The sequence below is a fragment of the Denitromonas halophila genome, from assembly GCF_007625155.1.
GTDB classification, from domain to species: domain Bacteria; phylum Pseudomonadota; class Gammaproteobacteria; order Burkholderiales; family Rhodocyclaceae; genus Nitrogeniibacter; species Nitrogeniibacter halophilus.
In genome coordinates, this window is the sequence record NZ_VMNK01000030.1 from 1 (window position 1) to 17,933 (window position 17,933).

General features: G+C 61.9%; 20 protein-coding genes and 1 riboswitch. Of the genes, 5 read left to right on the forward strand and 15 right to left on the reverse strand.

Annotation, left to right across the window (positions count from 1 at the left end; translation table 11 throughout):
- Positions 1–177 precede the first annotated feature (177 nt).
- From FHP91_RS20860 to FHP91_RS20895, 8 genes are all read right to left on the reverse strand, one after another.
- Positions 178–534, reverse strand: coding sequence for a TfoX/Sxy family protein (locus tag FHP91_RS20860; RefSeq protein ID WP_144311367.1), 357 nt, complete (start codon positions 532–534; stop codon positions 178–180).
- 13 nt (positions 535–547) lie between these two features.
- Positions 548–1,384, reverse strand: coding sequence for a methylenetetrahydrofolate reductase [NAD(P)H] (gene metF / locus FHP91_RS20865; protein WP_144311368.1), 837 nt, complete (start codon positions 1,382–1,384; stop codon positions 548–550).
- Positions 1,381–2,226, reverse strand: coding sequence for a TlyA family RNA methyltransferase (locus FHP91_RS20870; RefSeq protein ID WP_246116396.1), 846 nt, complete (start codon positions 2,224–2,226; stop codon positions 1,381–1,383). The genes metF and FHP91_RS20870 overlap by 4 nt, the downstream gene beginning before the upstream one ends.
- Before the next feature lie 22 nt (positions 2,227–2,248).
- Positions 2,249–3,124, reverse strand: coding sequence for a carbon-nitrogen hydrolase family protein (locus tag FHP91_RS20875; RefSeq protein ID WP_144311370.1), 876 nt, complete (start codon positions 3,122–3,124; stop codon positions 2,249–2,251).
- On the reverse strand, positions 3,121–3,777 hold the full coding sequence (locus FHP91_RS20880; RefSeq protein ID WP_144311371.1) for a GNAT family N-acetyltransferase: 657 nt from the start codon (positions 3,775–3,777) through the stop codon (positions 3,121–3,123). Before FHP91_RS20880 ends, FHP91_RS20875 begins: the two co-directional genes overlap by 4 nt.
- A 73-nt stretch (positions 3,778–3,850) precedes the next feature.
- A complete protein-coding gene (ahcY, locus tag FHP91_RS20885) occupies positions 3,851–5,260 on the reverse strand; it encodes an adenosylhomocysteinase (protein ID WP_144311372.1) in 1,410 nt (469 codons plus the stop codon).
- Between the two features lie 81 nt (positions 5,261–5,341).
- A riboswitch (S-adenosyl-L-homocysteine riboswitch) is annotated at positions 5,342–5,442 on the reverse strand.
- A 58-nt stretch (positions 5,443–5,500) separates the two neighbouring features.
- Complete coding sequence (locus FHP91_RS20890) at positions 5,501–6,373, reverse strand: NAD(P)-dependent oxidoreductase (RefSeq protein ID WP_144311373.1); 873 nt, start codon at positions 6,371–6,373, stop codon at positions 5,501–5,503.
- A 67-nt stretch (positions 6,374–6,440) separates the two neighbouring features.
- On the reverse strand, positions 6,441–7,529 hold the full coding sequence (locus FHP91_RS20895) for a calcium/sodium antiporter (RefSeq protein ID WP_144311374.1): 1,089 nt from the start codon (positions 7,527–7,529) through the stop codon (positions 6,441–6,443).
- A gap of 142 nt (positions 7,530–7,671) precedes the next feature.
- Between FHP91_RS20895 and FHP91_RS20900 the strand changes: the two genes are divergently transcribed.
- From FHP91_RS20900 to FHP91_RS20920, 4 genes are all read left to right on the forward strand, one after another.
- On the forward strand, positions 7,672–9,687 hold the full coding sequence (locus FHP91_RS20900; RefSeq protein WP_222105274.1) for a C13 family peptidase: 2,016 nt from the start codon (positions 7,672–7,674) through the stop codon (positions 9,685–9,687).
- A gap of 30 nt (positions 9,688–9,717) precedes the next feature.
- Positions 9,718–9,918, forward strand: a complete 201-nt coding sequence (locus FHP91_RS20905; RefSeq protein WP_144311375.1) for a hypothetical protein — start codon at positions 9,718–9,720, stop codon at positions 9,916–9,918.
- A 342-nt stretch (positions 9,919–10,260) separates the two neighbouring features.
- Positions 10,261–10,677, forward strand: a complete 417-nt coding sequence (locus FHP91_RS20915) for a hypothetical protein (protein WP_144311377.1) — start codon at positions 10,261–10,263, stop codon at positions 10,675–10,677.
- On the forward strand, positions 10,674–11,087 hold the full coding sequence (locus tag FHP91_RS20920; protein ID WP_144311378.1) for a hypothetical protein: 414 nt from the start codon (positions 10,674–10,676) through the stop codon (positions 11,085–11,087). The genes FHP91_RS20915 and FHP91_RS20920 overlap by 4 nt, the downstream gene beginning before the upstream one ends.
- A 48-nt stretch (positions 11,088–11,135) precedes the next feature.
- Here the strand turns inward: FHP91_RS20920 and FHP91_RS20925 are convergent, their stop codons facing one another.
- From FHP91_RS20925 to FHP91_RS20935, 3 genes are all read right to left on the reverse strand, one after another.
- Positions 11,136–11,738, reverse strand: coding sequence for a 2-hydroxychromene-2-carboxylate isomerase (locus FHP91_RS20925; RefSeq protein ID WP_144311379.1), 603 nt, complete (start codon positions 11,736–11,738; stop codon positions 11,136–11,138).
- A gap of 583 nt (positions 11,739–12,321) precedes the next feature.
- Positions 12,322–12,537 carry a tautomerase family protein gene (locus tag FHP91_RS20930; protein WP_144311380.1) on the reverse strand — a complete coding sequence of 72 codons (216 nt, stop codon included), beginning with the start codon at positions 12,535–12,537 and terminating at the stop codon, positions 12,322–12,324.
- A 29-nt stretch (positions 12,538–12,566) separates the two neighbouring features.
- Complete coding sequence (locus tag FHP91_RS20935) at positions 12,567–12,782, reverse strand: tautomerase family protein (RefSeq protein ID WP_144311381.1); 216 nt, start codon at positions 12,780–12,782, stop codon at positions 12,567–12,569.
- 237 nt (positions 12,783–13,019) lie between these two features.
- On the opposite strand from FHP91_RS20935, the gene FHP91_RS20940 reads away from it, so the two are divergent.
- A complete protein-coding gene (locus FHP91_RS20940) occupies positions 13,020–13,715 on the forward strand; it encodes a winged helix-turn-helix transcriptional regulator (protein ID WP_144311382.1) in 696 nt (231 codons plus the stop codon).
- Positions 13,716–13,852: 137 nt separating this feature from the next.
- Here the strand turns inward: FHP91_RS20940 and FHP91_RS20945 are convergent, their stop codons facing one another.
- From FHP91_RS20945 to FHP91_RS20960, 4 genes are all read right to left on the reverse strand, one after another.
- The gene (locus FHP91_RS20945) at positions 13,853–14,428 is read right to left on the reverse strand and encodes an NnrU family protein (RefSeq protein WP_144311383.1); all 576 of its coding nucleotides are present in this window, start codon (positions 14,426–14,428) and stop codon (positions 13,853–13,855) included.
- A gap of 142 nt (positions 14,429–14,570) precedes the next feature.
- A complete protein-coding gene (locus FHP91_RS20950; RefSeq protein ID WP_186301657.1) occupies positions 14,571–15,077 on the reverse strand; it encodes a DUF695 domain-containing protein in 507 nt (168 codons plus the stop codon).
- A 101-nt stretch (positions 15,078–15,178) separates the two neighbouring features.
- Positions 15,179–15,655: a hypothetical protein gene (locus FHP91_RS20955; RefSeq protein WP_144311385.1), complete on the reverse strand. Its 477-nt coding sequence runs from the start codon at positions 15,653–15,655 to the stop codon at positions 15,179–15,181.
- 322 nt (positions 15,656–15,977) lie between these two features.
- Positions 15,978–17,363, reverse strand: a complete 1,386-nt coding sequence (locus FHP91_RS20960; RefSeq protein WP_144311386.1) for a hypothetical protein — start codon at positions 17,361–17,363, stop codon at positions 15,978–15,980.
- Positions 17,364–17,933: the final 570 nt, after the last annotated feature.

A 17,933-nucleotide genomic window follows, 5' to 3' on the forward strand; every position in this document is an offset into this window, starting at 1 on the left:
ACCGCCTCGGTGCCCCACCAGGCTTCGACGGGCAGGTCGAAGGCAGCGTCGCGCCATTCAAGCGCGAACAGGCGGGTGTCGGAGGTGAAGGGTGAGAACATGTGAGCGCCCTGAGATCAGCGGGCATTCATTTTACATAAATTATGACGTTTGGAATTGCCGGAAGATGCCGGAGGATCAGCGGGGCTTCTTCGGTTTTCGGTTGCGCAGGGCGCAGTCGATGGCCAGGCGGGCCCAAGGGGCCATGGCGGCGGGGCTGTCGAGGGCTTCTTCAGGGGCGGTCCAGTAGCCCATCGAGAAGGTTTTGCCGTCAGGTTGTGTGTAGATGAAGCGCTGGCAGCCGGCGTCGGCAAAGGCCTGTTCGCTTTGCGTGTCGGCTTTCAGGTAGAGCGTGTCCCAGGCTTCGAGGGCAAAGAACAGATCGTCGAGATAAAAGCCCCAGCCGCCGAACATGGGTTTGACCCGGATCGTGCCCAGCGGCGCGAACAGCTCTTGCGCGTGGGTGACGATCTCGGGCGGCGGCTTGCGGGGCATGGCGGGTGGCGGGTCAGGCTTTCAGGCCGAGGCGCTCGACGATGGTGCTGGTCGGGCCGGCCATGTTCATGCAGTAGAAGTGCAGGCCGGGCGCGCTTTCTTCGATGAGGCGTGCCGTCAGGTCGGTGACCACATCGAGGCCGAAGGCCTTGATCGAGTCGGTGTCGTCGCCGTAGCTCTCGAACTTGCGGCGCATCCAGCGCGGGATCTCGGCGCCACAGGCGTCGGAGAAGCGGGCCAGCTTGGAGAAGCTGACGATGGGCATGATGCCGGGCACGATGGGGATCTCGATGCCCATGGCGACGCATTCGTCACGAAAGTGCAGGTAGGCGTCGAGGTTGTAGAAGTACTGGGTGATGGCCGAGTTGGCGCCGGCGTCGACCTTGCGTTTGAAGGCGGCGAGGTCGGACTGGGCGGTGCGCGCCTGGGGGTGGTATTCGGGGTAGGCGGCCACTTCGATGCTGAACCAGTCACCGGTTTCGCGGCGGATGAATTCGACCAGTTCGTTGGCGTAACGCAGCTCGCCGGCTTCGACCGCGCCGGAGGGCAGGTCGCCGCGCAGGGCGACGATGCGCCGGATGCCCTTGTCCTGATAGCGCTTGAGAATGTCGCGGATGCTGTCACCGGTGGCGCCGACGCAGGACAGGTGCGGTGCGGCGGCGAGGCCCTCGGCCTGGATCTCGAACACGGTTTCGAAGGTGCGCTCTTGCGTCGAGCCGCCCGCCCCGTAGGTGACGGAGAAGAACTCCGGCTGCAGCTGGGCGAGCTGGGCGCGGGTGCCGCGCAGTTTGTCGACGCCGGCCGGGGTTTGCGGCGGAAAGAATTCGATGGAGAAAGGTGTCGGGTTCATGCGTCGTCTGTCAGTTCGTTGAGATGGGCGGCGAGGAAGAATTCGCGGTTGCCGTCGCCGCCGGTGATCGGGCTGTCGAAGTAGTCATCGACGGTGAGGCCGGCGGCTACGGCGGCGGCGCGGATGCGGGCTTCGACGCCGGTATACAGGCTGTGGTCGCGCACGATGCCGCCTTTGGCGAGGCCCTCGCGGCCGACTTCGAATTGCGGCTTGACCAGCGCCAGCACCCGGCCGCCGGGGCGCAGCAGCGCTGGCCAGCGCGGCATCAGCAGGGTGAGCGAGATGAAGCTGGCGTCGCACACCAGCAGGTCGAAGCCGCCGTCGGGCCAGGCGTCACCGAGGGCCTCGGGGGTGAGGTCGCGGGCGTTAAGGCCTTCGAGGCAATCGATGCGTGGGTGCTCGTGCAACGAGGAGTGCAGTTGGTCATGACCGACCTCGACGCCGACCACGCGGGTAGCACCGGATTGCAGCAGGCAGTCGGTGAAACCGCCGGTGGACTGGCCGACGTCGAGCACGGTGAGGCCGTGGGCCGACCCGTGGCAGTGCGCCATGGCGCCAGCGAGTTTCAGCCCGCCGCGCGAGACGTAGCGGTCTTCGGGGTCGGGGACAACCAGCAGCGGTGCGTCTTCATCGAGCGCGAGCGAGGCCTTGGTGATGGTTTGATCGCCGAGGCGCACCCGGCCGGCGGCGATCATGCGTTGCGCGGTGGTGCGTGACGGGGCGAGGCCGCGGGCGACGAGCAGGCTGTCGACCCGTTGCAGCCCGTGCCGGTCGACCGCTGGTGTGGCGTCGACCGAGGGGGTCGGCGCCGGGCGGGCGGTGCGGCGATGGAAGGATTTCACGGGTGCGCCCGACGTGCTGTCATTACTTGACCTTGATGACTTCGACCGGGTGCTCGTAGACGTCCTTGCGCTTGTCGTAGAGCGGGATGGTGGTGCCGCTGAGGCGGTTGCTCTCCAAATCGGCCAGGTCGACATCGGCGACAACGATCTGCTCGATGTTGGCCGTGCCTTCGGCGGCGATGCCATCGCGGGCAAAGGCGAAGTCGGACGGCGTGATGATGCTGGCCTGGCCGTAGTGCAGGCCGAGGCCTTCGACGGCGAGGTTGCCGACGGTGCTGGTCATGACCACGAAGACCTGGTTTTCGATGGCGCGGGCGTGGCAGCAGTAGCGCACGCGCAGGAAGCCCTGGCGGTCATCGGTACACGAGGGCACGAAGAGGATGTCGGCGCCGGCCTCGCAGACCATGCGGGCGAGTTCGGGAAACTCGATGTCATAGCAGATCAGGATGGCGATCTTGCCGAAGGGAGTGTCGAACAGGCGCAGTTGGTCGCCGGCGTCGGTGTTCCACTTCTCGCGCTCCCAGCGGGTGCGGTGGATCTTGTCCTGCTCGTAGATTTCGCCCGTGGGGGTGAAGTAGTAGGCGGTGTTGAGCAGGCGGCCGTCTTCGGTCAGCGTGGGGTGGCTGCCGCCGATGAGATGCACGTTCCACTGTGCCGCCAGTTCCTGCATCAAGTCCTTGTAGCGCTTGGTGTAGTCGTTCATGTTGCGCACGGCGTCACGCACATCGGTGGTGTCCATGAAGGACAGCAACTGGGTGGTGAAGATCTCGGGCAGTAGCACGAACTGCGGTTTATAGTCGCCGGCGGCTTTCATGATGAAGCGCACCTGGTTTTCGAAGCCCGACCAGTCGTGGATCTGACGCAGCAGGTATTGGACGGCAGCAATGCGGACGATCACAGGGCAATCTCCTCAGGGATAGTGGTGGGTCGCGTCGGATCGTAGTCGCGATTGAGCCAGACGATCACCGAGGCGCAGCCGTGCGACTCTTCGTCTTCGGGGATGTAGCCTTCAATCACGCCGCAATAGCTGAAGCCTTCCTTGATCTGAAAACTGAGCACCTGGTCGCGCAGGTCCCCCCATACGACTTTTTGTGCATAGAACTCGGCACTCATTTCATCGGCGTAGCGGTGGTAGCCCGGCAGACGGCCGCAGGCGATGATGCGCCGCAGGTTCATGGCACGGCACAAGGTGCGTCGCGCTTCGTACAGCAGATGGCCGACGCCGCTGCCTTGCATTTCGGGAGCCACAAACACCTCGGCGCCGTACAGCGTCTTGCCTTCGGGGTCGTGGTTCTCGAAGGTGCCGGCGCCGGTGATTTCCTTCCAGGTATGCGACTCGGCCCAGTCGTCCCACAGCACGATCATCGAGCTGGCACAGCCAACCACCCCGTCATCGGTCTCCGCGACCACCTGGCCTTGCGGGAACACCTCGAGCTGCTCGCGCAGCTTGCGGCGGCTCCAGGGGGGAATCGAGGGGTACACGCGCGCTTGCAGTTCGATCAGCGCCGGGATGTCTTCCTTGCGTGTCTGGCGCACCCGGGGACGTTTCATGCACAACTCCTGCTGGCTTGGAGAGCCGGGCCGCCGCCCGGTGCTGTGGCGGCGGCCCGGCTCGCGGGTTGGATCAATAACGATAGTGATCGGGCTTGTACGGGCCGGACTTGGGCACGCCGATGTAGTTGGCTTGCTCGTCGGTCAGCTCGGTGAGCGTGACGGCCAGTGTCTTGAGCTGCAAACGGGCGACCTTTTCATCGAGGTGCTTGGGCAGCGTGTAGACGCCAACAGGATACTCTGCTGTGCGGGTATACAGCTCGATCTGCGCGATGGTCTGGTTGGCGAAGGACGAGCTCATCACATAGCTCGGGTGGCCCGTGCCGCAGCCCAGGTTCACCAGTCGGCCCTTGGCCAGCAGGATGATGCGCTTGCCGTCCGGGAAGATCACGTGATCGACCTGCGGCTTGATCTCTTCCCACTCGTACTTCTCGATCGAGGCGACATCGATCTCGTTGTCGAAGTGACCGATGTTGCAGACGATGGCCTGATTCTTCATGGCGGCCATGTGGTCATGGTTGATCACATGGAAGTTGCCGGTGGTGGTGACGAAGATGTCGGCCCGGCTGGCGGCGTAGTCCATGGTGACCACGCGGTAGCCTTCCATGGCGGCTTGCAGGGCGCAGATCGGATCGATTTCGGTGACCCATACCTGGGCGGACAACGCACGCAATGCCTGGGCCGAGCCCTTGCCCACGTCGCCATAGCCGGCGACCACGGCGATCTTGCCGGCGACCATCACGTCGGTGGCGCGCTTGATGCCGTCGACCAGCGACTCGCGGCAGCCGTAGAGGTTGTCGAACTTGCTCTTGGTCACCGAGTCATTCACGTTGATGGCGGGGAACTTGAGGTCGCCGCGCTGGTGCATCTGGTACAGGCGATGCACGCCAGTGGTGGTCTCTTCGGTCACGCCCTTGATCTGCGCCAGACGGGTGGAGTACCAGGTCGGGTCGGTGGCCAGCTTGGCCTTGATCGCGGCGAACAGCAGGGTTTCTTCTTCGCTGGTCGGCTTGGCCACCACCGAGATGTCCTTCTCGGCCCGGGCGCCCAGGTGCAGCAGCAGCGTGGCGTCGCCGCCGTCGTCGAGGATCATGTTCGAGTAGCCGCCATCGGCCCACTCAAAGATGCGGTGGGTGTAGTCCCAGTAATCCTTGAGCGACTCGCCCTTGACGGCAAACACCGGCACGCCCGAGGCGGCGATGGCCGCAGCGGCGTGGTCTTGTGTCGAGAAGATGTTGCACGAGGCCCAGCGCACTTCGGCGCCCAGCGCGGTCAGGGTTTCGATCAGCACCGCGGTCTGGATGGTCATGTGCAGCGAGCCGGTAATGCGCGCGCCCTTGAGCGGCTGGGTCTTGGCGAACTCCTCGCGGATCGCCATCAGGCCCGGCATTTCGGTTTCGGCAATGTTCATCTCGCGGCGGCCAAAGGCGGCCAGGGAGATGTCGGCAATTACGTAATCGTTGAAGTCAGTCACAGCGTTCATGGGTTGCTCCATGCTATGACCGGGGGGAGGGGGATCGGCATGCGGGCCTTCTCACGCACCTCCCGTGCCCGGCACGGGTTGAGGTCGTGAGCGCCGTTGATTCTCACCGCGTGGTGCTGCGGCTTCCGAGCCTGGGGCGTCGGTCAGGGCAACCTGACGACCTCGCAGCGCTCCTCGGAAAAGGCAGCCAGTATACGACAAGGCGCTGAAAAAACTGAAATCCGGGCCGACGAGCGAGGCTCAGGTGCTGCCTGGACGGCAGGCTTTGAGTACCGCCGCATCGTCTTCTTCGGCCCAGCCCAGATTGCAGGTTCGCTGCAAGATGGTTTGCGCGGCCACGCCCAGTGTTGCCGCTTGATCGACCGCGCGGGCGCAGTCCAGCGCCAGGCCGATGTCCTTGGTCAGAATACGGGTGTGGGCGCGTGGGGCAAAGTCGCCATCGAGTGCACGCGGGATTCGGTCGGCCGCCATCCAAGACTGCCCCGAGCTGGCGCAGACCACGTCGAGGACGGTTTTCGGGTTCAACCCCAGTTGCTCGGCCAGCGCAAAGGCTTCGCCGGCCGCGGTCAGGTGGATCGCCGCGAGCAGGTTGTTCACCAGCTTGGCCTTGGCGCCGTCGCCGGCGTGGGGGCCGATCACGAAGCGCGGCTCGGCCAACAGGGCCAGCAGCGGTTCGAGTGCGGTGATGAGCGCCGGGTCGCCGCCCAGCATCATGCTCATGCTGCCGGCCCGAGCGCGTGCCGGGCCGCCGGAGATCGGCGCGTCCAGGGTTTTCCAGCCGGCGCGGGACAAATGCTCGGCGCAGTGCGCCACATCGTCCGGCGCGATGGTGCTGCAGATCAGTACCGCACGGCCGTTGCCGTCGATGGTGGCCACGCCATCGGCGCCCAGCAGCACCTCGCGGGTCTCCTCGCCGGTGCCCACCACGGTGATGACCACGTCCACCGATTCAGCCAGGGCCGCGGGGCTGGCGGCGATGACGGCGCCCGCGGTGTGGGCGATGGTCTCCGGTCCGCTGCGCAGGTCGCGCACCGTCAGCGCAATGCCGCGCTCACGCAGGTTGAGGGCCATGGCCAGGCCCATGTTGCCAATGCCGATGATGCCGACACGCATGCCGTGCTCCCGAAAGTCCGCGCCCGCAGGCGTATCGCCCGACTGTACCGCCGTCGCGCCGGATCCGCTATGCGCCCTTGCCGGTGGCGCTGCGGCGATGCCGCCACAGGCTGACCACCAGCGTCAGCACCGTCAGCGGAATGACGAAGCTCAGCATCGCCGAGGAGAGCATCGGCGCGGCGGCGTGGTGCTGCGCGGAGAGCACCAGAAACACGGTGTAGATCGCGTAGTAGCCCAAAAACACCACACCCTCCCAGCGCGCAATCTCGCGGCCGGTGATGAACACCGGCAGGCAGGCGAAGGCCACCGCCAGCATCACCCACATGTCGAAGCTGCGCGCCGCCTCCGACACCGGCAACCCGTTGGCCGACACCAGCCCGGCTGCGCCGAGGCAGCCCAGGATGTTGAACAGATTGCTGCCCACCACGTTGCCCACGGCAATGTCACGCTCGCCACGCAGGGCGGCCATGATCGAGGTGGCGATCTCGGGCATAGAGGTGCCGATGGCGACAACGGTGAGCCCGATCACCAGATCGCTGACGCCGAAGGCCCGCGCAAAATGTGTGGCTGCGCCCACCAGCCAGTCCGCACCCAGCACCAGCAAGCCCAGTCCGCCGAGCACCAGCAGGATCTGCGCGGGGCGCGAGGCGTCCCAGCTCGCCGCTTCGGGCAACTCGTGCAGCGCTTCTTCGTTTGCCTTGGCCGAGCCACGCCGCGCCTGAACGATCAGAAACACGGTGTACACCACCGCCAGCGACAGCAGCACGCCGGCCTCGATGCGGCTGATCGCGCCATCGGCCGACAGCCCCACCAGCAGGGCCGACACACCGATCAGGATCGGCACCTCCTGGCGGATGATCTGCTCGGACACCGCCAGCGGCACGATCAGCGCTGAGATGCCCAGAATCAGCAAGATATTGGCGATGTTGCTGCCCAGCACGTTGCCGATGGCCAGGTCCGGGTTGCCATCGAGCACGGCGCCGACTGACACCGCCACTTCCGGCGCGCTGGTGCCAAAAGCCACCACGGTCAGACCAATCACCAGCGGCGAGATGCCCCACGACAGCGCCATGCGCGAAGCGCCTCGCACCAGCGCGTCGGCGCCGGCAATCAGGGCGATGAGGCCGAGAACGAACAGACCCAATTGAGCAAACATGAGGAGCGCGCGCTAGAGAGAATGGTGGCGCCTTTGAGTGTTATTTGAATGCCAAGTTCCGCGTACCGCCTGTCGTCGCCAGGGCGTCGGAGCGCTCATTCCAACGGTATACTTCGGCTTCAGCCCCGACTCTGTTCGTTTTATGACCGACTCCGACACGCTTACTCATACCCTGGCCGTCAGCACCACCGTTGAACAACGCATGGTGGGCGTGCGCGCAGTCACCCAGCGGGTGCAGCGTGGGGGCGGTGGCGGAACATGGCGCCGCTTGGCGTTCGTGCTGGTGTTCTGGATGGTTGTTGGTGCGCTGGTGGGCTGGTTTGGCAATGCCGTGGATGCTGTGCCCGGTGGCCAGTGGCTCCCGGTCGGCTTGCTGGTATTGGTGCTGATCATCGTCATGCAGCGCGCCCAGGGCAAAGTGCTGCGGCGGGTGTCGGCCCAGCAGCCTGGCGAGTATCAGCTCACGCTCGCCGACGAAGCGCTGGTGGTCGCGCACGCCGGCGCCACCACGCGCCTGCAGTGGCAAAGTGTGGCCGCGCTTGAGCGCATTGGCGATTTGCTGCTGATTCATCTGAACACCTGCGATGTGCTGACCGTGCCGCTCGCGTGCGTTGCGCCGGACGCCGACGCCTGGCTGGCCCGCCTCGAATCGCTCAGCGGGTGCCGTGTCACCGTTGGCGCGGTCCCGCCGCCCGAGCCGGACGTTGCCGATCAGACGCGTCCCTGGCGCGATCTGGCCAGCAACCTCGCCGCCGGGATGAGCCTGCTGCTGGTGCGCGCCAAAGCCACCGCCCGCCTCAAAGTGTCGGCGGCGCAACTGGTCTGGCTGTTGCTGGCCGATCTGCTGCTCACCGCTTTCGGTACCTGGTTGATGGTGGGCACCGACAGTAGCTTCAACCGCTACGGCATGGCCTCGGCGGTATTCTGGGTGCCCTTGATTCTCTTCACCGCCTGGGCCTCGGCCCGTGCTGCCGACGACGACCGCAAAACGCTGCCCGGTGCCGTGGCGCTGGTGGCTATCGGCATTGTCGGCACCGTCATCCAATACGGCATGATTCTCGGCTTGCCGCGCCTCGGCGATGATTTCGCCGAGGCCAGCGCCTACCTGTACTGGGGCTTCTTCGTCTGGTGGGTCATTGCCTCCATCGTCGCCCTCGCGCGGGCGCAGCAGTTGTTGCCCGAGCAGCGCATGGGCGCCGTGCTGGCCGTGCTCGGCCTGCTCATTGCGCCGCAGTGGCTATTCAAGGACAACAGCAGCCTGTGGATTCCGCACTACGACGAAGCCGCGGCCGCCGCCGAGAGCGATGCCGAGCAGGCGCGCTACGCCGCCGTCACCCACGAAGCCATGCTTTACACGCAGCCCGCGTTGCTCGACGACGCCCTCGCACACATCGCCCCCGGCCGCCCGGGCGTGCCCGAACTGTTCGTCCTGTCGGTTGGCGGCCATGGCAATCAGGACGTGTTTCTGCGCGAAGTGCGGGCCGTCGATACGCTGTTCCGCGAGCGCTTCGACGCCGAGGGCCGCAGCCTGGTGCTGGTCAACAACCCCGCCACCGTCAACACCCTGCCCATTGCCAGCGTCACTGCGCTGGCCCGCAGCCTCAAGGTGTTTGGCCAGCGCATGAATGCCGATGAAGACGTGCTGGTGGTCTTTCTCACCTCGCACGGCTCGGAAGAACACCGCTTCGACCTCAGCCTGTGGCCTTACCGGTTTGATGAACTCACCCCAGAGGTGCTGCGCCGCGAGCTCGACGCCGCCGGCATCCGCTACCGCGCGCTGATCGTTTCGGCCTGCTTTTCCGGCGGCTTCGTGCCGCCACTGGCCGAACCCAACACCCTGGTCATGACCGCCTCCCGCGCCGACCGCAACTCCCACGGTTGCAGCCACAGCGCCGACTGGACCTTCTTCGGCCGCGCCCTGTTCAACGAAGCGCTGCGCGACACCTACGCCTTCGACACCGCCTTCACCCAGGCCAGCGCGGCTGTTGCCGTGCGCGAAGCGGCCGAAGGCTACGACCCGTCCGAACCGCAGATCGCCATGGGCGAGGCGGTGGCGCCGGTGCTGACCGCCATCGAGCGACGCTTGCAGGTGAATGCCATGGGGCAGGGGCAGATGGCGGGTGTTAGCCCGCCGGATTCGCGCGTCGCCGCTCGGTAGCGCGCTATCCACGGTGCGAGTGGGGTGGTCGTGAAGAAAACGGTAGTGAAAATTGGCTTCGGGTTACTGCTGGCGGGGCTGATCGCGGCGATCGTCGGCGCGTATCGCGTTGGCGGCGCGACGGCTTGTGCCGGCCAATGTGCGGTTCGCGGCAAGGTTTCTGAGTACACGCCACCGGTTGTGGGCTATCGCGGCCACGTGGTCAAAGCCGAGATATGTCGGTGCTTCTAGTGCGGCGGCGCGGCGAGGCCGGGCGGAACCGCGAGCCTCTGATCCGGCGTCGCTCGGCTTGCATCAGTCGTCCTTCGCCATCAGCGCCCGCTCCACAAAATCCAGCCGTTCCTGCTCCCACAACACCTCCGTGCGCCCGCTGGCCGAGCCCAATACCCTAATCGTGACCGCCTCCCGCGCCGACCGCAACTCCCACGGCTGCAGTCACAGTGCCGACTGGACCTTCTTCGGCCGCGCCGCTGCAAGGGCGCTAGCCGGCAGTCATGGCCGGCGCACAGGCTTTCAATCTATGCCAACGTCGTTTATGGTTTGCCCCTCGCGCAACCGGATTGAGTTTGCAAGATGCGACGTCACATCAACACGCTGAACGGGCTGATCACCCTGATCAATGACGATCCCTTGGCCCCGTCGCCGGATCTGCCCGTGTCGTCTGTCCTCGCGCAGATGATCGAGACCGTGGTCAAGACGACGAACCTGTCGATCAATATCAACAGCACCACCGGCGGCGTCCATTCGCCGCGCAGTTTCCACTACCATGGGCAGGCGCTGGACATTAACCGGCTCGATGGCAAACGGATCGATGACGTGAGCAACGGGGCCAATGTTCAGGTGTTTCAGCAAGCGGTTGCGGCGCATATCGATGTGGCAGAGTGCTTTGGCCCGTTCATCAATATTCGCAAGCGCGGCGCGCAGGTCGAGCAACGGCCCGATTTGCGCATTCGCCATGTGAACCACCTTCATATTTCGTCACAGACATGATGCGCAAACGACTGCTGGCCGCACTGTTGGCACTCACCGTGACGGCCTGTGTCCATGCGCCGTCGCTGGTGCAGTTTGCCAACAACGCAGAGCTTGTCGCGCAAAGCCCGTCGCCCATGGCGCCGCTTTTTGTGCGCCTGTTCCGGCTTCAGGGAGTGGGGGAATGCGATGGCCCGCGCTGCCCCGAAGTCTCGATGCAGATTGCGGTGTCGGAATCGGGCGAATACCCGCGGCAAGCGCTCTTCGCAACACCGCCCGCCGACGACTGGCAGTTCGTCGAGTGGGGCCAGTCACCGCAAGAAGAAGGTGACATCGGCCCGGTTGTCTTCACCTTGAAAACAACCCGCCACGGCGTGTCGCGCCTGCTGCGCTTTGCGGTGACGCTCGACGGCTTGCGCCCCCTGGATTGATTCCGCAACGCCCGGACGCCGCACCGGCGCCGGGCGAAGGCCGTCTGCTCAGTCCTTCTCGGTGCCCAGCGCCCGCGCCACAAAATCCAGCCGGTCCTGCCCCCAGAACACTTCTGTGCCCACCACACAACTCGGCACGCCAAACACATTGGCGCGGATCGCGTCTTCGGTATTGGCCGCCAGCGTGTCGGCGTGGCCCGGCGCGCGCGCCTTGTCCAATAGCTCGGGCGGCAGCAGCGTTGCGACGAGGGCGTCGCGCACCACGGTGTCGTCAGCGAGGTTGCGGTTGTCGGTCCACAGCGCTTTGCCGAGGGCGACGGTGAGCGGTAGCGCGTTGAATCCGGCATCGATGGCGGCGAGTACCGCGCCGATCGCGAGGCTTTCATCGACCGGAAAGTGGGTTGGTTGAAGGTGCATTGGCACGCCCAGCCACTGGCTCCATCGCGCCAGCTCCTGTAGCCGATAGGCTTGCCGGGCCGGCGGGCGGTCACGCAAGAGCTGACTGCCGGTGGCGGCGAACAAGGTCGGCAGTTGCACCGGCTTGAGCCGCAGCTCGGCACCCGTGCGTTCGACAATGCCGCCAAGCTGGCGGGCGGCGAGGTAACTCCAGGGGGAGTTGAGGACGAAGTAGTAGTCGATGTGTTGGGGCATGGGGGCAGGGTCCTGTCGTTTTTATGGGGTGGCCGTCGGCGGGTCTGTGATCCGGGGCGCGACAGGAGCATGCTGGCACAGGCGGGATGTTGATTGCCAGCGGGGTTGGCTTTTGGTCTTGGTGCCTTCGACCAGGTGTAGTTGGCCGGGTCTCGCCCCGGCGGGCGAGTCACTTCTTTGTCGCGACAAAGAAGTCACCAAGAAAACGCCCCCGCTGTACCGCCGGCTTCGCCGGTCCCCTCTCTACGCCCGCGCCCGGCGGGTCGTGTCGCAAACTCGCCCTGCGGGCTCAAACAAGCGACACGACCATTCCCGCTGGTCACGGGCTCCGTTCGGCGGCACAGAAGGGGAAGGGCTCGCGGGCTCGGCTTCGCCATCGCTCCAGTCGGAGACGCCGCGAATGCTTTGTGAGGTGAAGTAGGCGCAGCCGTATTACACCGTTCAACCCGTTCAATCGGTGCAATCCCTGTCGGGTATCGCACCTGACGCGGGCTGGCCTGGCAACGTGCGAAGCGCCGCTCATGAACGGCAGTCACCCGCGATGCGGGATGGCATCGCGGGTCCGGTTCAAAAATCGCCGGGATCAGGCGTCTTTCATCTTGTGGATCATCCCGGCGGTCAGGGCCTGCCCGCCAATGCCCCACTGGCCTTCAGGCACTTCCTCGACCTTCACCCAGGTCACCGAGCGCATGGCCTCGCCTTCGATAGCTACCATGGTGTCGGTCAGTTTGGTGATCATGTCGGCCTTCTCGGCCGGGGTAAACACGTTTTCGATGAGATGAACGGTGATGAGCGGCATGGTGCTTCTCCTTGGGTGCGTGGTCAGACTCAGGCGTTTTTCATCTTGTGGATCATCCCGGCGGTCAGGGCCTGACCGCCGATACCCCACTGGCCTTCGGGCACTTCCTCGATCTTTACCCACGTCACCGAGCGCATGGCCTCGCCTTCGATGGCCACCATGGTGTCGGTCAGTTTGGTGATCATGTCGGCCTTCTCGGCTGGGGTGAACACGTTTTCGATGAGATGAACGGTGATGAGCGGCATGGTGTGTCTCCTGATAATCAGTCTTTTGGTTGGGGTGTCAGGTGTGTCGCACCTGATGACTGAAGTCTAGGGATCGGCCGCCCGCCGAAATACTGCGCAAGTCGTAGCAAAGCACTACACTTTTCGGAGTTGCACACTACACTTTGACAAGAAAGTTAATTAAAACAGGCGCCAAAGCCGCGCCCCGCCTGGTATTGGTCGTCATGCCGGGCAACGCCACCATCAGAGAGGTGTGACATGGACTACGGCCAGTTCTGCCCTGTCGCCAAGACAATGGAATTGCTTGGCGAGAAGTGGACCCTGCTCATCCTGCGCGAAATGCACATGGGCGCCACCCGGTTCAACGAAATGCAACGGGGGCTCACTTTCATCTCCCCCTCCATCCTGACTAAACGGCTGAACGATCTGGCCGATGCCGAGATCATCCTGCGCAAGAAGATGTCGGGGCAGCGCGGCTTCGAATATTTCCTCACCCAGGCCGGCAAGGAAACGCTCCCCCTGCTTCAGTCCTTTGGCGCGTGGGGCATGCGCTGGGCGCGAGGCGACATCCGCGACAGCGATCTGGACGTGGAACTGCTCATGCTCTATCTCCAGCGCAGCATCGTGACGGACAACCTGCCGGGGGACCAGTCCGTCATCCGCTTCAAATTCACGGACCTGCAGAAGCTCTCCGACTGGTGGTTGCTGGTGAAGGGCTGCAATGTGGACATCTGTCTGGAAGACCCGGGTCAGGACGTGGACGTCTACTTCACCACCGACCTGCGCACCATGGTGTCCTGCTGGATGGGCGACGAAAGCTACCGGGGCGCCATCGTCGACAAGCGCCTCAAGCTCGTGGGACCATCAGCCCTCACCCGCAACGTGCAGCACTGGTTGTCCGACAGCGTGTTTGCGGGAATCCGTCCGGCGCGTGAAATAGAGGCGTTGGCGTAAATCAGGCCATGGCGCCCTGCCCCTGCAGGCAGGGCGAATGTCGCTTCAATGGCGGGCAACTTGCGCGGTTGCGCCATGTTCGCTGTTGCAGCGCAAGGTGGCATGGCAAGGCCGGCTGCCGAAAGTCGCACCGGCGTTCAGCCCGGAATGATCGCCACCCCGATCAACCAGCCGTGCAGCCCGAACACAAAGGCCACATAGATCGCCAGCCCGCCCACAACCGCGATCACATCATTGGCCTTGCCCGCCGGTAAGGCCGGCAACGCGCGCGGCGCACGGCGCTTGAGCGAAATGCGATCCGCCACCGCCCAGGCCAGAAAGCCCCCGAACAACAGCACATCGGCCGGCGTGCCATTGGCCAGCAAGTGCGCCAGCGCCCACAGCTTGGTGGCCACGAGCGTCGGATGCCGCGCTATGCGCTGAATGCGGCCGGGCAGATAAGTGGCGAGGAACAGCGGAAACACCGGCACGAGCAGCAGTAGGGCGAGGTGGCGCAGTCCCATCGGCGGCGTGTAGAGCGCCACCGGGTCCATCCGCGCCGCGCCATAGCCATAGATGATGAGCACAAAACCGGCGAGCGACACCAGCGAGTACACCCCCTTCCAGCCCGCCTCCCCGAGACGGGCGTGCATCCGGTCGCGCCAGGGGGCGTTGACGATGGATACCGAGTGCGCGCCGAGGAAGAGCAGCAGGCCAAGGATGAGGAGGGTCATGGTTGGATCTCCGGATGCGGGTGCGTTCGACTGTGCCGGGTGAGTGTTGCTCGGTCAAGACAGAGCATTTGGCGTCGCGAGCGCGCTAGCGAAATGTTGGATTTGAAGACCGGCCCGATGCATGCAGGGATAGCCGGTAGCTTCACTCGCGCACTCCTTTTCGGAAGCGGACATAGGAAGACCACTCCGGGTCGCGACCCGTATGCACTTCGATGGGAAAGCGGGGTTGGCCAGCAAGCGCTTTGTTTAGCGCCGCAAGAAATTTCTTCCCCGTTTTGGCATAGAAGATCCATTCGCGAAGATTTTCGCCAGTGGATACCAAAACAAGCACGCTCTCTCCTGATTCTCCAATCATCGGTTCAAGAAGATCTTCCATTCGATCCATGGCCCCATGCTCATTGAGCCCTGGCATGCCTGAATCGGATTTGTACTTCCAAACAAGAATGACTCGATCAGGGAAAGCCGATTCATTGAACCCGTCGCGAAAATCTTTCGCGTAGCGGAAAATAATAGCGCGGCCAGTGCCTGCTTGCTTCGAGACGGCGGTGGCCCACGACGTGACATCTTCAGCCATGGCGGAAGCCGTGGAAAAAGCGACGGCAGCGAGAAGAAGAAAGTGTTTCATATGACGGACAATGTCTGAATTCATCACGTACATCCGAGGTCAGTTCTTCGCACATCCCACCTCCGGGATCTGGGGGAGGGTCACACATCCGCCACATCCGGGGTGACCCCGGAACTTCTGTGTGACTAAGGCCACTTGGATATAAGTGCCACAAGACCAGTGATGGTGCCGATCAGACCACTAAGCGCTGTGATATAGGGTATGCGCCTTGCCCAACGCTCCGACCGATATTTCTCCTCCTCACGGATGGCCGAACGAACCTTTTGTTCGCCGCTGAGTGACAGGAAATAGCTGTGGCCATCGATTTTGCTGCGTTGGTAGTCGGCAGATAGAACCGAGCCATCAAAAACCGGTGGCGTTGGAAGTCGAAGTTGTCGAGCGCGCCCCAAAAGCTGACGAGAGTGAAAGCGGGTCTCAGCTTCTTCAAGGAACTGGTACTCGTACTGCCAATTGTCACTTTCCCAAATGTCTGCTGCGTCTCCTCCGCTATTGACGATGCGGCGGCGCTCTCTGTCGATTTCCCAGTCCATTAAGTACCGGCGAAGCCGTAGCCGCATGCCTTCAGGCATTGGCATGGCGTGTAACAAGCGGTAGAAGTTCATCGTTCTTCAGCCAAAATCTCTGTGCGGCGACGCAATATAACCTATTAAACAAACCGATGGCCGCGAGGCCAGCGAGTGGCTGTTGGCCTTCAAGCGGCTGGTAAAAAGAACGGGGCCAGGGTTTGAAAGCCTATATCGCCGACCTAGTCGGGTTTTCGCTAGCGTGACGTGGTTCGCAATCTAAAATCACTTCAGAGTTGTGGCGTAAGGCCGAGTGCGCTGATCCGTTGGGAAAAGTATCGTAAATAAATATCTCATTTCTAATGGCTTGTTTGATACGGAGGAGGTGGCTGTGGCGGATGTCGCTTGTGAATCTTCCGCCCTACGGCTCTATGTTTAGGTTATTGTTTTTGTCGGAGTAATTGAACGAAAGCCTAAAATTTTCATTCATAATTAGTTCTATGTGAACTACATCTCCAGCACTAATAGTGGAGGCATCTTTCCTCAAAACTGGGGTTACGTCATCTAGGCGCATTTCCAATTGAGGCATCGAAATTTCTTGGCCAAATGGGAAGATTCTTCGATTTTCAAGCTCACGATAAACTATCGTATAATTTTTTATATTCCGCAAGAATGAGATATTGTCACAATCGTCATTTGCGACAATGTTTAGACTTGGGTTTGATGTTATGGATGATCTGTCATATGCGCGGACTCCGTTTATGGTTTCTACGGCGTCAAACAATTCTTTAAAGAAATATTCTGATATGGTGTATCCAGAGGAAAAAACGACGGGTCTGTCCATGTAGGAAGATATTTTTCTGGCGTAGCTTACGTAATGAAGAATGCTCAACGTAGTCCGAATTTGGTCGCTGTTATTAAATAGGTTGCCTTCTAGAGTGGCAATATGCAGCCCTTGAATTTCTAGAGTTAGCTTGAGGTTGTGTGATCTTAGGTGCTCAAAAAAGCTATGTATTTTTTCGAAATATGGAAGTTCGTTCACATTTCGATCGTTCCACACAGGATACTGAATTGAAATGCCTAGGGCTGCACTGCCCGTTGGTTCCTGATGAGGAAAGTTGACCGTTGCTCTGAGTAATTTGCTGCATGCACTGCCATCAAAAAAAACCGATGTATTTCCGGCAGATGCGTAGCCTACGAAATCGTAGAACTGTTCATGTTGGCCGGATTCAGTGTTGAACATCTCAAATTTCAGAATGGCTGGTTTTTTGTTGTCTCTGGTAATTTTGACATCAGTTAATTTGATCGAAGAAAACAGTGCGTCGAATAAAGGAGACCCTGTGATTTCTATACCGTCGGCAGGGAGTGCGACGTCCTTTCCGTGGTTTATTAATTGATCAAATCCACTGGCCCAATTTTCTCGAATGGATGGCGGGACAAATATCTTCGCCGGTACATTTTCTAACGCACGAACCTCGCATGTTAATTGGCTATCGACGTACGAAGTTCTTACCCGGAGCCGAGGGTCGATCGAGTTGAGAAAACTGTCTGCCGCATCATGAACATTTGGGATTCCGTTGAGTGCATCCTTTGTTGGCATGGCTCCGAACACGGATGCTAGAAGCAAACTACTAGAATGTACTGAAGGCGGTCGCCCTGACTCTGCCGCAGCTCTATCCTCGGCCTTTCGTTTCCATGCAATCAATAAATCTATAGGGTATCTTTGTTCGTCTACATCTATCTTGGTGGCACAATTTGAGCACAGCCAAATGCCATTTTCTATTGAACTCCTCTCTTGCGGTGTCATGGATTCTGAATATCGAGGACCGCCTGGGGATGCTGCACAAATATGAGCTGCTTTTCCTATGTTGGTAGTTGCGTAAACTTCTTTCCCTGGGCCGACTGTAGGTGCTCGACAATTTGGGTTGGAGCATAAGTAGGCGACACGCGTGCGTAGAGCATCAATTGTACGTTTGGAGAAATTGTCTCTAGCCATACATGTACGGGTTTAACCTTAAAACGTAGTCTTCATTATGTTCGCGGGTGCTGAGGTAGGCAAGCAATGGCTTTGCTCCATTGGCGTACTCTAGCAAGAGATTGGACGGTAGGTAGCCAATCATTGGGCATTGTGTAGAAGACGCCTCGATGGTTCGCGGGGTAGACCATCCAACGAAACTCCTCAAAGATTCGAGGGGGTACTATTGGTTCGCCCTCTGGCGCGCCAACCGCAGGACACGCCGGGCGGAAAGCAGGAGCGGAAAGCAGGAGCGGAAAGCAGGAGCGGAAAGCAGGAGCGGAAAGCAGGAGCGGAAAGCAGGAGCGGAAAGCAGGAGCGGAAAGCAGGAGCGGAAAGCAGGAGCGGAAAGCAGGAGCGGAA

Excerpts from the sequence above, each read along its gene's own strand:
- FHP91_RS20960 (WP_144311386.1), bottom strand. The coding sequence starts at position 17,363 with ATGACACCGCAAGAGAGGAGTTCAATAGAAAATGGCATTTGGCTGTGC.
- FHP91_RS20935 (WP_144311381.1), bottom strand. The coding sequence starts at position 12,782 with ATGCCGCTCATCACCGTTCATCTCATCGAAAACGTGTTCACCCCAGCC.
- FHP91_RS20920 (WP_144311378.1), top strand. The coding sequence starts at position 10,674 with ATGATGCGCAAACGACTGCTGGCCGCACTGTTGGCACTCACCGTGACG.
- FHP91_RS20940 (WP_144311382.1), top strand. The coding sequence starts at position 13,020 with ATGGACTACGGCCAGTTCTGCCCTGTCGCCAAGACAATGGAATTGCTT.
- FHP91_RS20900 (WP_222105274.1), top strand. The coding sequence starts at position 7,672 with ATGACCGACTCCGACACGCTTACTCATACCCTGGCCGTCAGCACCACC.
- FHP91_RS20945 (WP_144311383.1), bottom strand. The coding sequence starts at position 14,428 with ATGACCCTCCTCATCCTTGGCCTGCTGCTCTTCCTCGGCGCGCACTCG.
- FHP91_RS20860 (WP_144311367.1), bottom strand. The coding sequence starts at position 534 with ATGCCCCGCAAGCCGCCGCCCGAGATCGTCACCCACGCGCAAGAGCTG.
- ahcY (WP_144311372.1), bottom strand. The coding sequence starts at position 5,260 with ATGAACGCTGTGACTGACTTCAACGATTACGTAATTGCCGACATCTCC.
- FHP91_RS20930 (WP_144311380.1), bottom strand. The coding sequence starts at position 12,537 with ATGCCGCTCATCACCGTTCATCTCATCGAAAACGTGTTTACCCCGGCC.
- FHP91_RS20880 (WP_144311371.1), bottom strand. The coding sequence starts at position 3,777 with ATGAAACGTCCCCGGGTGCGCCAGACACGCAAGGAAGACATCCCGGCG.
- FHP91_RS20915 (WP_144311377.1), top strand. The coding sequence starts at position 10,261 with ATGCGACGTCACATCAACACGCTGAACGGGCTGATCACCCTGATCAAT.
- FHP91_RS20895 (WP_144311374.1), bottom strand. The coding sequence starts at position 7,529 with ATGTTTGCTCAATTGGGTCTGTTCGTTCTCGGCCTCATCGCCCTGATT.
- FHP91_RS20955 (WP_144311385.1), bottom strand. The coding sequence starts at position 15,655 with ATGAACTTCTACCGCTTGTTACACGCCATGCCAATGCCTGAAGGCATG.
- metF (WP_144311368.1), bottom strand. The coding sequence starts at position 1,384 with ATGAACCCGACACCTTTCTCCATCGAATTCTTTCCGCCGCAAACCCCG.
- FHP91_RS20890 (WP_144311373.1), bottom strand. The coding sequence starts at position 6,373 with ATGCGTGTCGGCATCATCGGCATTGGCAACATGGGCCTGGCCATGGCC.
- FHP91_RS20950 (WP_186301657.1), bottom strand. The coding sequence starts at position 15,077 with ATGAATTCAGACATTGTCCGTCATATGAAACACTTTCTTCTTCTCGCT.
- FHP91_RS20925 (WP_144311379.1), bottom strand. The coding sequence starts at position 11,738 with ATGCCCCAACACATCGACTACTACTTCGTCCTCAACTCCCCCTGGAGT.